This is a genomic window from Pseudoalteromonas sp. NC201 (assembly GCF_002850255.1).
Taxonomy (GTDB): Bacteria; Pseudomonadota; Gammaproteobacteria; order Enterobacterales; family Alteromonadaceae; genus Pseudoalteromonas.
In genome coordinates, this window is record NZ_CP022522.1 from 3,064,857 (window position 1) to 3,080,263 (window position 15,407).

Annotated in this window: 16 protein-coding genes; 13 read left to right on the forward strand and 3 right to left on the reverse strand. The window is 42.9% G+C overall.

Annotated features, from left to right (window positions below):
* The first annotated feature begins 1 nt into the window (after position 1).
* From mrdA to PNC201_RS13365, 11 genes are all read left to right on the forward strand, one after another.
* Complete coding sequence (gene mrdA, locus PNC201_RS13315; protein ID WP_102057332.1) at positions 2–1,870, forward strand: penicillin-binding protein 2; 1,869 nt, start codon at positions 2–4, stop codon at positions 1,868–1,870.
* A complete protein-coding gene (gene rodA, locus PNC201_RS13320) occupies positions 1,867–2,973 on the forward strand; it encodes a rod shape-determining protein RodA (RefSeq protein ID WP_102057333.1) in 1,107 nt (368 codons plus the stop codon). Before mrdA ends, rodA begins: the two co-directional genes overlap by 4 nt.
* Positions 2,973–3,746 (forward strand): septal ring lytic transglycosylase RlpA family protein, encoded by a 774-nt coding sequence (locus PNC201_RS13325; RefSeq protein WP_010606150.1) that lies wholly within the window; start codon positions 2,973–2,975, stop codon positions 3,744–3,746. The genes rodA and PNC201_RS13325 overlap by 1 nt, the downstream gene beginning before the upstream one ends.
* A gap of 41 nt (positions 3,747–3,787) precedes the next feature.
* Positions 3,788–4,951: a serine hydrolase gene (locus PNC201_RS13330; RefSeq protein ID WP_102057334.1), complete on the forward strand. Its 1,164-nt coding sequence runs from the start codon at positions 3,788–3,790 to the stop codon at positions 4,949–4,951.
* A 419-nt stretch (positions 4,952–5,370) separates the two neighbouring features.
* A complete protein-coding gene (locus PNC201_RS13335; RefSeq protein WP_102057335.1) occupies positions 5,371–5,952 on the forward strand; it encodes a hypothetical protein in 582 nt (193 codons plus the stop codon).
* Between the two features lie 158 nt (positions 5,953–6,110).
* Positions 6,111–6,659 carry a hypothetical protein gene (locus PNC201_RS13340; RefSeq protein ID WP_102057336.1) on the forward strand — a complete coding sequence of 183 codons (549 nt, stop codon included), beginning with the start codon at positions 6,111–6,113 and terminating at the stop codon, positions 6,657–6,659.
* A gap of 166 nt (positions 6,660–6,825) precedes the next feature.
* On the forward strand, positions 6,826–7,104 hold the full coding sequence (gene ybeD, locus PNC201_RS13345) for a DUF493 family protein YbeD (RefSeq protein WP_010606146.1): 279 nt from the start codon (positions 6,826–6,828) through the stop codon (positions 7,102–7,104).
* 18 nt (positions 7,105–7,122) lie between these two features.
* Positions 7,123–7,776 carry a lipoyl(octanoyl) transferase LipB gene (gene lipB / locus PNC201_RS13350; RefSeq protein ID WP_102057337.1) on the forward strand — a complete coding sequence of 218 codons (654 nt, stop codon included), beginning with the start codon at positions 7,123–7,125 and terminating at the stop codon, positions 7,774–7,776.
* A complete protein-coding gene (gene lipA / locus PNC201_RS13355) occupies positions 7,773–8,738 on the forward strand; it encodes a lipoyl synthase (RefSeq protein WP_102057338.1) in 966 nt (321 codons plus the stop codon). The genes lipB and lipA overlap by 4 nt, the downstream gene beginning before the upstream one ends.
* 180 nt (positions 8,739–8,918) lie before the next feature.
* Positions 8,919–9,995: a tetratricopeptide repeat protein gene (locus PNC201_RS13360; RefSeq protein WP_102057339.1), complete on the forward strand. Its 1,077-nt coding sequence runs from the start codon at positions 8,919–8,921 to the stop codon at positions 9,993–9,995.
* A gap of 253 nt (positions 9,996–10,248) precedes the next feature.
* A complete protein-coding gene (locus PNC201_RS13365) occupies positions 10,249–11,451 on the forward strand; it encodes an aromatic amino acid transport family protein (protein WP_199539660.1) in 1,203 nt (400 codons plus the stop codon).
* A gap of 60 nt (positions 11,452–11,511) precedes the next feature.
* Here PNC201_RS13365 and PNC201_RS13370 read toward each other — a convergent pair whose 3' ends face one another.
* From PNC201_RS13370 to pomA, 3 genes are all read right to left on the reverse strand, one after another.
* Positions 11,512–12,033: a hypothetical protein gene (locus tag PNC201_RS13370; RefSeq protein WP_102057341.1), complete on the reverse strand. Its 522-nt coding sequence runs from the start codon at positions 12,031–12,033 to the stop codon at positions 11,512–11,514.
* 171 nt (positions 12,034–12,204) lie between these two features.
* Positions 12,205–13,134, reverse strand: a complete 930-nt coding sequence (locus tag PNC201_RS13380) for a flagellar motor protein MotB (RefSeq protein ID WP_010606141.1) — start codon at positions 13,132–13,134, stop codon at positions 12,205–12,207.
* Between the two features lie 2 nt (positions 13,135–13,136).
* Positions 13,137–13,904, reverse strand: coding sequence for a flagellar motor protein PomA (gene pomA / locus PNC201_RS13385; RefSeq protein ID WP_010606140.1), 768 nt, complete (start codon positions 13,902–13,904; stop codon positions 13,137–13,139).
* Positions 13,905–14,138: 234 nt separating this feature from the next.
* On the opposite strand from pomA, the gene xseB reads away from it, so the two are divergent.
* Together xseB and ispA are read left to right on the forward strand one after the other, a co-directional pair.
* Positions 14,139–14,378, forward strand: coding sequence for an exodeoxyribonuclease VII small subunit (xseB, locus tag PNC201_RS13390; RefSeq protein WP_010606139.1), 240 nt, complete (start codon positions 14,139–14,141; stop codon positions 14,376–14,378).
* Positions 14,378–15,277: a (2E,6E)-farnesyl diphosphate synthase gene (gene ispA, locus PNC201_RS13395; protein WP_102057343.1), complete on the forward strand. Its 900-nt coding sequence runs from the start codon at positions 14,378–14,380 to the stop codon at positions 15,275–15,277. Before xseB ends, ispA begins: the two co-directional genes overlap by 1 nt.
* The last annotated feature ends 130 nt before the right edge of the window (positions 15,278–15,407 follow it).

The following is a 15,407-nucleotide window of genomic DNA, read 5'->3' on the forward strand; positions in this document are numbered from 1 at the left end:
AATGATAAAAAAACGGCCGACGATTAGGGATCATTCTGCCGAGGCGAACCTCTTCGCGAGACGGGCCTTTGTCGGCTTTGTTTTTGTCGTTATTATTGTTGGGGTCTTGTTTCACAACGTCTACAAGCTTCAGGTAACCGAGCACGAGACCTATCGTACCCGCTCAAACGATAACCGTATAAAAGTCATACCGGTCGCCCCTAATCGTGGTCTGATTTACGACCGCAATGGTGTGTTGCTCGCCGAAAACCGCCCCGTTTACAACCTTGAAGTGATCCCAGAAGATGTCGAAGATCTCGAAGCATCATTAGCTTCTGTACGTCAACTCATCGAAATTTCTGAGCAAGAAGTAGAAGATTTCAAAAAGGAAATCAAGCATAACCGCCGCTTCAAAAGTCAAGTACTAAAGGGCCGCTTGAATGAAGAAGAAGTTGCAATTTTGTCGGTGAACCAACACCGCCTGCCTGGCTTTAGCGTTGAAGCTCGATTGTCCCGTTATTATCCTTATGGCGATACCCTCACTCATGCCCTTGGCTATGTCGCAAAGCTCAACAAAGAGGAACTCTTTGACTTAGAACTAGAAGGCAAAGACACTAACTATCGTGCCACCCATGATATCGGTAAGCTCGGTGTCGAGAAGTTTTATGAAGAACAGCTGCACGGCATTGTGGGCTCTCGCCGCGTCGAGGTGAATAATCGCGGCCGTATCATTCGCACATTAAGCATGGAAACGCCGCAACCAGGTAAAGACTTGGTACTAACGCTTGATATCGGCTTGCAACAAATCGTCCAGCATGTGCTAAAAGACACCCGAGGCGCGATCATCGTTATGGATCCACGCGATGGTGGAATTTTAGCGCTCTATTCTAACCCAAGTTACGACCCGAATCTGTTCGTTCACGGGATCAGCGGCAAAGACTACCGAGCCTTGCTCAACCCAGACAGACCGCTTATCAACCGTGCAACTCAAGGCCGTTATGCACCAGCTTCCACAGTGAAACCCCATCTCGCTGTGCTTGCGCTGGAAGAAGGTGTTGTCACCGAAACAACCAAAATTTGGGATCCTGGCTTTTTTCAAATTCCCAATGTAAAACATAAATGGCGTGACTGGCGTCCTTGGGGCCATGAGCATGTTGATGTGTATAAGGCTATTGAGCAGTCTTGCGACACCTACTTTTATGAAGCCGCATATAAACTCGGCATAACTAAAATTAGCGACTTTATGAACCAGTTTGGCTTTGGTGAGCTTTCGGGTATAGATATTCATGAAGAAACCTCAGCTATTCTGCCATCCGTTGAATGGAAAAGAGAACGTTTTAAAGAGTCGTGGTATCCGGGAGATACGATTTCTGTTGGGATAGGACAAGGCTACTGGACTGCTACTCCAATGCAAATAGCGAACTCGCTGAGCATTTTGGTCAATAAAGGCATACACCGCCAGCCGCACTTAGTACAAATTTCTAAGCAAGACACTGAAGTAGAACAATTATTTACGGAAGAAAAACCACCCGTTGTGTTGAAAAATCCTTATCACTGGGATATCGCATTAAAAGCCATGCACAACACAGTAAAAATAGGTACCGCGAAAAGCGCATTTAAGGGCGTGACCTATGACCACGCAGGTAAAACAGGCACCGCACAAGTTGTCAGCATTGCTCAGGGCGAAAGGTACGATGCCAAAAAGCTAAAAGAAAAACACAGAGACAATGGTATCTACGTAGGTTTTGCACCTTTTGATGACCCTCAAATTGTTATCACTGTGGTTGTCGAAAACCAAGGTGGTGGTAGTGCTATCGCAGCGCCAATGGCAAGACAAGTGATGGATTATTACTTTTCAGCCTACCCGCTTGAGAAGGAGCAACAGCAATGAGCCCGCTGAATAAGCCGCGTTCGCTATTTGAAAAAGTCCATATCGACCTACCATTATTTACAGCCTTGCTCACTATGATGATTGGTAGCCTTGCGATTGTTTATAGTGCTAGTGGACAAGATATGGGCATGATGATGCGCCACGGCACACGCATGTTTGGTGCATTAGTTGCCATGTTATTTATGGCACAATTCTCTCCAAATACACTTAAGCGTGTGGCAATTCCCGTTTACCTCTTAGGTCTTGGCATGCTCGTCGCCGTGCTGTTTTTTGGAGTCAGTAGTAAAGGGGCTCAGCGCTGGCTCGACTTAGGTGTTACCCGCTTTCAACCTTCTGAAATAATGAAGCTAGCAGTGCCCATGACGGTCGCTTGGTTTATTGGCCGCTCTCACTTACCTCCTAGTATTTTGAATTTAACAATCGGTTTTGTGATTGTGTTAGTACCGACCATCCTGATCAAAGAGCAACCCGACTTGGGTACTTCTATCTTAATCGCCAGCTCTGGTATTTTTGCGCTCTTTTTAGCTGGGTTAAGTTGGCGTTTAATCGGCTCTGGTTTATTACTTGCGGTCCCCGGTGGCTATGCGTTTTGGCATTACGGAATGCATGCCTATCAAAAGCAACGTGTTCTGACCTTTTTAGATCCAGAAAGCGACCCGCTGGGCTCTGGTTACCATATTATCCAATCGAAAATTGCGATAGGCTCCGGTGGCGTGGAGGGCAAAGGTTGGCTACATGGCACCCAATCTCAATTAGAGTTTTTACCCGAACGCCATACCGACTTTATCTTCTCGGTGTTGAGCGAAGAATTTGGCTTGTTGGGTGTCACCATTTTACTCAGCTTGTATCTTTTTATAATTGGTCGCGGATTGTATATCGCAGTGCAAGCACAAGACGCTTTCAGTAAGCTGCTTGCAGGAGCACTGACGTTGACCTTCTTCGTCTATGTCTTTGTAAATATCGGAATGGTTTCTGGTCTCTTGCCAGTAGTCGGTGTACCTCTGCCCCTAATTAGCTATGGTGGCACATCGATGGTGACCTTAATGGCCGGTTTTGGCATTATTATGGCAATCGCAACAGATAAGAGGATGTTGTTAAAATAATGACAGTTCGTATTACCCTAATTTCAAAACTGGTTTTAGTATTTGCCCTGTTAAGCGTGCTCAGCGCTTGTGGAAGTCGCTATCATATTCGCCATGATAAAGCGCCACTGCGCGAACCTACCGAACTGGAAATGCAAGATGCCATTGTCACCAATGAGAAAAAGAGCGTGAGTGCCAATCGCCCCTACACTGTTCTTGGTAAACGTTACACACCAATCTCAGACGAACATGGGTATCAACAACAAGGCATTGCCTCGTGGTACGGCCGTAAATTCCATGGCTACCACACCTCCAATGGTGAAATTTTTAATATGTTCGATATGACAGCGGCACATAAAACGCTGCCACTCCCTAGCTTTGCTAAAGTAACAAACTTAGACAACGGACGCTCTGCCATCGTTAGAATTAACGACCGAGGTCCATTCCACGACGATAGATTAATCGACCTGTCTTACGCTGCCGCCTACAAGCTAGGCTATCACCTTCAGGGTACAGCGCGCGTTAAGGTCGAAGCCATTACTCTATCGCGCGAGTCTCCAAGGCTAACCTATGTACAAGTTGCTGCTGGCAGTAAACTTGAGAACATACAGTTATTAGCAGGTCAGTTAAAACAAGAATTGGGGTTAGGTACACCCATCACGTTTGAAAACAACCTGTACAAGCTTAGAGTCGGCCCAATTACCGACGACAATCAAGCACAATCTTTACTAAAAACCTTACAACAAGGTCAATTTAGTCGTGCTTTCTTGCTTTACAGTGAGCAGGAACTTTAGAATAACCGCAATGAATGCCGATAAACAAAAAAGCGAGCATAATGACTTCTATCAAACCAAAAATCGTTAAAAAAGTCCTTGGACTGGTGTGCACTTTCTCTATTATGAGTGCCAGTGCACAAATTATTCCTTCACCGCCGCAAATCAATGCGAAAGGCTATTTCCTTGTAGATTTCACAACAGGAAAGGTGATTGCAGAGGGTGAAGCCGATACTAAGCTAGCGCCTGCAAGTTTAACCAAAATGATGACCAGTTATGTTATTGGTACTGAAATCGCGGCAGGTAACATTAGTCCATCTGATCAGGTCACCATTAGTGAAAAAGCATGGGCTAAGAATTTTCCCGGTTCGTCGGTGATGTTTATCGAAGTCGGTAAGCAGGTCAGTGTCGATGACTTAAACCACGGGATCATTATTCAATCTGGCAATGATGCTTGTGTTGCAATGGCCGAGCACATTGCTGGTAGCGAAAGTGCGTTTGCCGATCTGATGAATGCACATGCTGAAAAGCTAGGCATGACGAATAGTCACTTTATCAATAGCCATGGCCTAGACACCGATGAGCATTACACCACTCCAAGAGACATGGCGACTCTAGGTGCCGCACTTATTCGTGATGTACCTGACGAATACGCTTTATACAAGAAAAAGTCTTTTTCATACAATGGTATAAAGCAATATAACCGTAACTCACTACTTTGGGATGCAAGCCTTGAAGTGGACGGCATTAAAACCGGCCACACCTCAGATGCCGGCTACAGCCTTGTTACTTCAGCGGTTAAAGATGATATGCGTCTTGTTGCAGTCGTCATGGGTACTGAGAGTGAGCGAGCACGTAAAGTTGAAAGCAAAAAGTTGCTTAACTACGGCTTCCGTTTCTTTGAAACCATTACTCCTTACCAAGCCGGTGACGCTTTTGCCGATCAGCGCGTATGGATGGGTAACAAAGAAACCGTATCGCTTGGCATTATGGAAGACACGCCAATCACTATTCCACGTGGTCAAAGCAAGAACTTAAAGGCTAACTTTGAGTTAGATAAAACACTCGAAGCGCCGCTAGCAAAAGGTACTAAAGTTGGTACTTTGTTCTTACAGCTTGAAGGTGAAGACGTAGCACAATACCCGCTGGTTACGCTTGAAGAGATCCAAGAAGGTGGATTCTTTAGCAAGATCTACGACTACCTACGTTTACAGATCTCGCAGTAATTCCTTATCTGATAGGCCAGCCGAGACAAACTGGTTGGCTTATCTTTCCTATAAAGCTTATTTATTTCCCTTCACTTTCCTGACATTCATACTTTCTAATCTAAGACCCCTTTTCAACATACCACACGGCTGAAAACTCCCTTTAAGTTTACAATTTAAAAACAATTTGTGATAATCAATTTCGGGTACAAACTCGAATTATAAATAAAAGGATATTTAAGTGATGATGGCGACAATCGCGGTAATAATGATGAAGTGTAGAAACTCCTTTTGACTGTGGAAATAATGACAGCGGTCCCAGTAGCTCTTCGGAGATTTTTGTTCAGCAGAGTATCCTGACTTGTACCAGTGATGACTGTTATGAATGAGAAGAAGTAGAGAGATGTTAATCTAAGAGGTGATTCACAAAAGGCTTTCCTATGAACTACATAGATCATATATACCTAAAACCAGGCTTACCAGTAGCCAAGTTGACTATTGCAGTATTACTGCTTTTCTCTGCTATTTTATACAAGTCAAGCCTGCTTTTATATATTGGTTTTTATATGGCGCTAATTGTACCTGCTTGGGATTTATTATCCGTAGTGGCAAAAGAACAAGGAGCTTGTGCAAAAGTTACGCTCATAACTTACTGTAAACAGCACTGGATACAGTTGCTACTTATGCTAGCGTTTGCTTGTATAGGTATTGCCGGGCTGCACCTTGAATACCTACTACTTACACTTTTTAATATTGCATTCGCTATGTTATTAGCAGCCCATGTTATAAGAATTGTGTATAAAATAAGAAAGATGTCCGCTATTGACGCGATAAAGGAGAGGTTAAAAACCAAGTCGAGGTTTATCCTTTCTGTTAACCTGGTACTCATTGTTGTTATGTGCACCACACCTTTTCTATCTATACCCGTAGGAGCGTTGGCTGCTAATTATATGGTTATTTTTAGCTGCTACATGCAGTACTTAAACCATATCATTAGTGAGGATATTTTTGAAACTGATTAAACTAGTTTAGAGTTCTCGCACTAGCCTATTTAGATAAACAGCGCAAATATCGAATGTAATCATCTTTTCTTTATAAGGTTTCAACCTCTGACAAGCATTAAATTAATTTATATAAAACAAAACAATAGAATCAAATGGAAAAATAAAAGGATAAATTAATGACTTTCATTGAACAAATAAAGTCCACTCCATTTTATATCTACATTAGCACAATAGCTTATCTTGCCTGCCTTGCGTTAAGCTACCATTTAAAGATGCCAGAACTTTCATATATTGGATTTTATTTAATACTCTATTCCATGCTCTATGAGTTAAATTCTTTAATAAAAAATAGCGATACTAGCTTAGAATCAAGTCACAACTTTGGACACTTGAGATATTTATTTGCTTTCGTAGTAATATTGCTTGGTCTTATTGCTTTTCCACTTCGCCCTGTGTTCGTTACAGTAATCAATTTTATGGTGATTGCCGCTATCATCTATCAATTAATACTCGTTTTAAATACTAAGCTCTTACAATCTAAAGAAAATATTATTAATAGTTTTAAACGAAAAAAAACAGGAATTTTACTGCTACTATTCGTAATTACGGTATTGCAATTTTTCTTTGATGATCTAACCTTTGCTAACAATAGTCACTTTTTTCTTCTCATTCTCTCCTCAGAAGTTTTCGATGATTGTAAGGGTTTAATCTCTAACACTCACTAAGCTCTATACGGCTTAGCAAAAACGTCCTGCGTATGGACGTTTTTTTTTGTCTTAAAAATGATAGAATGCGGCCAATAAATGACGACCTTGGAAACTCAAGGCTTGAAAGAGTCCCTAAGTGACCAAATAAAGGCGTCAGCAAGTAGTTCGTTGTGAGGATACCGTCGTGGTAAAACCAGTTAAAAATACTAAGTTTGATGAATACTTAGAATTTCCTTGCCCATTTACATTCAAAATTATGGGCCTAGCAAATGTCAATTTGACGGATCAGATCCTAGCCAAACTGCAGGTTATTGCACCTGGTGATTATGCACCAAAGGTTAAACCAAGCAGTAAGGGCACCTATGAAGCCGTATCTCTAGTCGTTACAGTAACCAGCAAAGAGCATATCGAGCAGATTTATACCGAGATCGGTGGCATCGAAGACGTCCGCTACATCCTGTAGTTGGTAAGGACCCTAGTTATGGAATCTCGTAAGTTAATTGTGCGCCAACTTGGCCTTTGTCGTTACGAGCCAATTTGGCACAAAATGCAATATTTTACCGACGAGCGTGATGACACCACAGCGGATGAAATCTGGCTGGTGGAACATGAGCCTGTTTTTACGCAAGGTCAAGCTGGTAAAGAAGAGCATGTTTTGGCGCCAGGTGACATTCCCGTCGTAAAAGTGGATCGCGGCGGTCAAGTTACCTATCACGGTCCTGGGCAACAAATGCTTTATGTGCTGCTCAACTTACGACGATTGAAAATAGGGGTACGTGAGCTCGTCACTTGGCTAGAAGAAAGCATAATCGACTCCCTTAAAGAATATGGGATAAAGGCTTATGCTAAAGCCGATGCACCAGGTGTATACGTCAACGATAGCAAGATAGCATCTCTTGGACTTAGAGTCCGTCGTGGCTGCTCATTTCATGGGCTCGCACTCAACGTCAATATGGATCTTGGTCCATTTTTACGAATAAACCCTTGTGGTTACGCGGGCATGAATATGGTGCAAAGTAGCGAAATTAATGGACCTCAAACCGTCGCTGATGCGGGGGCCGGTCTGGTAAAACACATGCTAAAACGCATTAATGCTGAGCATGTCGAATACACTGAAGGGTTTGAAAACGTATGAGTAAACCAGTCAAAATGGAGCCTGGGGTAAAGCTCCGCGATGCTGAAAAAATGGCATTGATCCCAGTAAAAGTCATGCCAACAGAACGCGAAGAAATGCTGAGAAAGCCTGAGTGGTTAAAGATCCGTTTGCCAAAATCAAGTGAACGTATCGATGGCATTAAACAAGCAATGCGTAAGCACGGCTTACACTCTGTTTGTGAAGAGGCGTCATGCCCTAACCTTTCTGAGTGTTTTAATCACGGTACAGCAACCTTTATGATTTTAGGTGCAATTTGTACTCGCCGCTGTCCATTCTGCGATGTGGCTCATGGTCGTCCACTAAAACCTGACGCCCAAGAGCCTGAAAAGCTAGCGCTCACTATCAAAGACATGAAGTTAAGCTACGTTGTTATTACCTCTGTTGACCGTGATGACTTGCGCGACGGTGGTGCACAACACTTTGCCGACTGTATTCGCGAGATCCGTAAGCACAATCCAGGTATTACAATCGAAATTCTCGTACCTGATTTCCGTGGTCGTATGGATAGAGCGCTTGAAATCTTAAGCGAAACCCCACCGGATGTATTCAACCATAACCTTGAAACAGCACCAAGACTTTACAAGCTAGCGCGTCCGGGTGCCGATTATAAATGGTCACTTGAATTGCTACGCCGCTTTAAAGAAATGCACCCAGAAGTGAGAACTAAATCTGGCTTGATGGTCGGACTAGGCGAGGAAATCTCTGAAATTGAAGAAGTCTTAAGAGACTTGCGCGAGCATAACGTAGATATGCTTACAGTAGGCCAATACCTACAACCTTCAAAGCACCACTTACCGGTAAAGCGCTACGTGCCACCGGCAGAGTTTGATGGACTAAAAGAGTATGCCGACGAAATAGGCTTTAGCCACGCAGCTTGCGGACCATTTGTACGCTCTAGCTACCATGCAGATCAGCAAGCCGCCGGTAAAGAAGTAAAATAACTGCTGCTCCTGAACTTAAGTTCAAGTAAAACGTATATTGCTCCTAGCCGTAAGTAGGAGCAATATCCATGCAATTTCCACTCTCCCCCTACGCATTTTTGTAAATTCAATGTAAAATAGCCAAAGTTCAGTTACTTAACCTGAGAGAACTGCTCCCTAATTTTCGGACATAACTTTAATATGGAATACGGACCAATCAGCTTTTACGCTATTTTTATTGCCGTTGTGGTGCTTGGAGGCAGCTTAGGTGGGCTCTTACAAGCGATGCGTTCAACGTCGTCATATAAGTTTCGCAAACCTAAGTTTAAGAGTGCGAATAGCGCCGCCCCAGAGTATTGGGACTTAGGTGGATTCGGTGTCATTCTAGCCGGTGTGATCTCAGCATTTATGGCAATCGGTGTGCTCACCATGGCGGGCGCTGCAGACTTCAGCCCAGTCAGTAGGTATGCATTTAAATCATATCAAAATGGTGAGCACGACTCCCACCATCAAAACAATGACGAGATACTCATTCCCGTGGCAATGTTTTCATCTGCGCATAACGATAATGCCGTTGAGATCAACCGCATTATCAAAGTGGTTGTAGAGCACAATCTGAAACGGGAAAATGACTCAATTACCGGTTCTGATAAAGCATTTTGGACTTGGATTAAGATCTTTTCATTCTCTATTTTAAGCGGTTTTGGCGGTGTAGGACTCGTTTCTAGCGCCTACAAACGCTACGTTGGCGAAGATGAATTCAATGACATCCAACAAAAGGTTAAAGAAGAGTATGAAATAGCACGTAAGAATACCGTAGAGATCGCACTCCAACGTGCTAGGGAATTGATTGCAAACACACAATACGATGAAGCAATTAAGGTTTGTGATGACATTCTTACCAACATTCACCCAAACCATGCAAGAGCAATTGGCATAAAAGCCAGAGCACTCAGCCGAGATGGTAAGCTCGCAGAAGCCATCAAGCTGCTAGAAAGCGCACTTTCCATTTCAGATATGAGTGAGTCCGTCAGAGCTCGTATGCATTGGAATATAGCCTGTTATCAGACTCGTATGGATTTTAGCGAAGGCTTACCTGAGGAGCTAGATTGTATGGTCCGGACGCTGGGTGAGATCCGCAGCCATTTGGAACGTGCAATTGCGCTTGATGAGCATCTAAGGTTGAAGCTACCTGACGGTGAAAGTGACCTTATTGTGCTAAAGTCGCTCAGTGCGAGAGGTCAAGATTGGTTTGACAATTTAGTACGAGCACAATAGACTCTTAGGTAAGTTAGCTTGATACGGTGCATTTTCATGAGAGATGAAGACTTTATATAAAAGTTAAGGGTACAAGCACAAATTCACTGGATGGAAATACTGGTGATTAGAATAAGCCGCATATTGATATGCGGCTTATTTGTTTTTGACACATGAATTTTATACGCAAATTGGTATTAGCAGCAAAACGGTTTCAATTCCGTGCTATTCGTTATATCTTGCCTCACCAGATAATAATAATCAGGGGCAAAACGTGCTTAAGAATAAAACTTTGGGCAGCATGCTAATTGTAGCAGGTACTACAATTGGCGCAGGTATGCTCGCCCTCCCGATTGCATCCGCAGGACTCGGCTTTTCTACCGCTATCGCGTTATTAACAATCACATGGTTGCTAATGACCTATACCGCTTTACTTATGCTGGAAATACATCAGTACGCGGATCAAGACGCTACGCTAAATACACTGGCGAAAAACTTACTTGGTAAATCGGGCCAATATGTCGCTAACTTTTCTATGGTATTTTTATTCTATGCGCTGTGTGCAGCTTATATAGCGGGAGGTGGTGCACAACTTCAAAGCAAACTAGTTAGTGTATTGGGTGACGGGATCACTCCCCAACTCGGTTCAGTACTACTTGCTGTTATCATTGCAACCATAGTGACATTAGGTACAAGTACCGTCGATAAGCTTAACCAATTACTATTTACCATTAAAGTTATCGTGCTCGCGAGTTTATTTTTTATCCTGACTCCCTATGTTCATGGCCAACATCTTATCGATATGCCAGTGGAGCAAGGGCTTGTAATTGCGGCAATTCCTGTAATTTTCACTTCATTTGGGTTTCATGGCTCAATCCCGTCAATCGTCAAGTACGTTGGTGTAGATATTCGTCAATTACGTAAGGTGATGATGTTTGGTGCCTCCCTCCCCCTTATCATTTATGTGTTTTGGCAATTACTAAGCCAAGGTGTTATGGGGCAAGAGAGCTTAATGGCAAGTGAGGGACTGCCGGGTTTTGTAACCAGTATTTCTTCTATCGCACACAACGACAACGTACAATTATTTGTAACTGTGTTTGCAGATCTGGCTCTCGCGACTTCATTCTTAGGCGTGAGTCTCGGCTTATTCGACTTTTTTGCAGATGCCTTTAAGAAGCAAGATACTAAGAAAGACCGGATCAAAACGGCATTCATTACCTTTTTACCACCGCTTGGCTTTGCCCTCTTTTATCCAAAGGGCTTTATTATGGCACTGGGATATGCAGCGATTGCGCTCGTGGTGTTAGCGGTATTTCTACCAGTTGCTATGGTATGGAAACAGAGAAAAACCAGAGGTAATGATGGATATCAGGTTAAAGGAGGTACGCTTGGACTAGGACTTGCCGCTGTTTTCGGTGTGATGATCATCACCTCTCAGCTAATGCAAATGGCTGGCCTTATTCCTAGTTTGGGGTGAGCAAAGCAACTGCAAATTAACCTGAACCTTGGATAAGGCATTAATTATCCGAGGTTTAGGTTAGCTAGTCGTTTCTGCTAATCTATTTTCCCTAGCCAGTCTCGCTTCTTTTCTATCTTGCATTAGTTTCCAAAAGGTAAAGACTGGCACAAATGCTAAACACAGAGTAGCCACATTAACCATAGGAATAATTGTAGGATACAGGTAAGTTGAATAGGACAGATCCATAAAATGTCTGTCGACAAGTCTAAAAAACTGTAATAGCGGAGCTGGAATAATGATTATTTGAGCAAGAATACTTTGCCATAGATACATCTTATCTTTAACAGCCCAGTAAGCAATAATTGCCATGAAGACAATGTCTGAAAGGGCCCAATATATGTATCGAAACACCTTAACATCATCGAATTGCATAACCCAATCGTAGGTTAGCCATCCTAATATATAAAACATTGCAACCAAAGACGAATATCGCAGTGCTTGTTTATCTCGCACCACGATGCACATTACTACCGCTAAAAAAGAAACCCAAATACTGTATTCCTGAAAAAACAGTCTAATGGGTTCCCATTCAGGCCACATATACCTTAACGTCCTGCGTCTGGTTTCTGCTCTTCATCACCGTTATCACCACCACCACCATTGTTTCCAGGCAATCTATAATTTTTAACGTCCATCATTTTATCCTTATCGAGAGTTTGTAGAGCAGCTAGAACTTTAGCGAATTCCCTGTAATTTGGCAACAAACTGTAACTAATTTTTCCTAACTTCAATAGGGTCTGATTCTTTCGCTTTACCCTGTAAAATCGAGATTTCGACACGCCGGTTTCGGCGCCTATCTGCATCGCTGTCATTAGGTACTAAAGGTCTAGTGTCTGCATGACCAACTACGACCATTCTGTTCTTATCAAAGCCACGGACGCGCTCCATTACAGTCGCAACGGCTACCGCTCTAGTTGCCGATAAATCCCAGTTATTCGAATAAAGTTCGTTAGTCACTCTAAAGTCATCAGTGTGACCCGACACTGTAATTTCACCAGGTACATCTTTGAGCAGCTCTGCAATTTCGGCAATCACAGGTTCAAATTTAGGTTGTAGAAACGCACTTCCCGCAGGAAAAGAACCATTTTCTTGGATGCGAATAATAATTTGCTGCCCTAATGACTCGAGTTCAATTGCACCATCCATAATTTGCTTTTCTAGCTGCTGTGCAATCTTTTTAACGAGCTCGTTTACTTGCTCTTGGTCCGCAGAAGCAATTGCTTGCGTTGACGCCATTTCCTGTGCAGTACTGGCAGACTCACCACCACGCTTATTACCTCGTTGCTCCTGTCTGCCACCCGCCGAAGCCTCGTCACCAGCTTGGAACTCTAGCATTTGCTGCGTCATTTCTACGGTTTGCTGTTGAATCGTTTCAATCGGTGTTGGTTCTGGCTTTCCTGGAGTAAATTCCATCGCAATCACGCTGGTACCCTTAGGAATATCTTTTACTTCAATTTTATTTTGCACACCAAAAGCAAACTTCATCGATCCTGCAATTTGCTTAAACTTCAGTACATCCATTTCGGAGAATGCCAATAGCAGTACGAAGAAGCACATTAACAACGACATGAGATCAGCAAACGTTCCCATCCAGGCAGGAAGACCTGGGGGGGGACATTTACATTCTTTCTCATCTGACATGATTATTCCTCAGCCTCAGCGCCACGTTTAGATTCTGGCAGATAGTTTTTCAAGATACCTTCAATGACTTTTGGATTTTGGCCATCTTGAATGCCTAAGATTGCATCTAAGATAAGGCGCTGGTTTCGCTCTTCTTCGTCTTTACGAAGTTCAAGCTTAACCTGAATTGGGATTGCAACCACGTTAGCCAAAAACGCACCGTATAAAGTTGTCAAAAGTGCAACAGCCATAGCAGGTCCAATTGCTTTTGGATCATCCATGTTAGATAACATCGCTACTAGGCCGATGAGCGTTCCAATCATCCCCATAGCAGGAGCGATATCGGCGAGGGACTTAAATAAGCCAGCGCCTAACTCGTGTCTTGAGGACGTTAGGGCAATATCTTTTTGCAATGTGGCACGCACAACATCAGCATCATGCCCATCGACTAACATATCGACACCTTTACGCATAAACTGGTTGGGGATTTCGGCTTCTTCTAACGCTAAAAAACCACCTTTGCGAGCTGAATCAGCAAGCTCAACGGCTTTTTCAATCAGCTCTTCCGGAGTTTCAATCTTGAACATGAAGGCCTTCCCGGCCACTTTTCCAATTCCGAAAAACTGTCCAAGCGTAAAGTTAGACAATACGATAAAAATTGAACCACCAAATACGATAACGACGGAAGGCGTGTTATAGAACATAGCGATCTGGCCATCACTACTTAGTACCATGGACATTACAATTAAACCTATGGCACCCAGGATCCCTATTACCGTTGCTAAATCCACATGTCCTCCGGGGGAAGTTATTTGTGATAAATCACGCAGTTATTGTTGTTTGAGTTATCGGCAAGTTTTTCTACAACTTAACACTATTATATTAAAAAGTGTTTAAAATGCGAGTTTATAGCAGATCTTGTAATGCTGATACTCGGTCAGATCAAAAAGTCACTGGTTTTTTTGACCTTGGCGCGCAATCACCCTAAAATTGCCACACTTTTACTTTACGGGTCAGCGTGACATATGGCAGTAAAAAAACCAGACAACTTGAGCTTTGAAGAAGCCATGCAAGAACTGGAGCAAATCGTTGCAGACATGGAAAACGGTAGCTTACCTTTAGATCAAGCACTTAAACAGTTTGAACGCGGGATAAAACTCGCAAAAGCTTCAAATCAGAAACTTCAGCAAGCTGAACAACAAGTCGCTATTTTAATGGGCGAGGATGAACAAGCACAATTACAGCCATTTGATAACGAAGCCTAATGTCGAAAAAATTACAAGAAAAGCTCCAGTTTGCTAAAACTCGTGTAGAAAACACCGTTTTACACTATTTTGATAGTGTGCTTGAAACTGAAGAGAATATAAAAGCGGCTACACGCTATAGTATAGAAAACGGCGGCAAACGCTTGCGACCGTTTTTAGTGTATTGTACTGGTGAATTATTTGGTGCTGCTCCAGAAGATTTAGACAAAGCTGCAGCCGCAATAGAGTGTGTGCATAGCTACTCTTTGGTGCACGACGATTTACCTGCTATGGATGATGATGATCTCAGACGCGGCCGTCCAACTTGCCACATCCAATTCGATGAGGCGACCGCGATTTTAGCTGGTGACGCTCTGCAAACGCTGGCATTTGAACTGCTAAGTGAACATCCATTCGCGGTAAGCCACCATGCCCAAATAAAAATGATTTCAGTGCTAGCCAAGGCATCGGGTCTACAAGGTATGATAGGCGGTCAAGCACTCGATATAGCAGCAACCAATCGTTTAATTACGATAGATGAGCTCGAACGTATTCATAAGCTAAAAACAGGTGCACTACTAAGCTGTGCAGTAGAACTTGGGATCTTATGTAGCGATCCGGAACGTGTTTCAGAGCAAGCACGTGATGCGATACGTACTTATGGACGTGCAATTGGCCTTGCATTTCAAGTCAGAGATGACATTCTTGATGTAGAAGGTGACACATTTGTGCTTGGTAAACCTCAAGGCTCTGATTTAGAACATAATAAATCTACCTATCCAGCATTATTGGGGTTAGAACAAGCAAAAGAAAAAGCTGAACACTTGATAGATGAAGCTTTAGAAGCGCTTACACGTATCAACGGTAATACAGAAATACTTGCAGATTTAGCAAAATACATCATAGATCGAGAATATTAAGCTGACGTATAAAATAGCTACGCCAAGCTAAGAAAATATTCACAAGAACTTTGTAAACGCTGGCTAACATAATATTATGACAAGTTAGTGAAGAATTTTAATAATTATGAAGTGGACCACGTGAGTAATT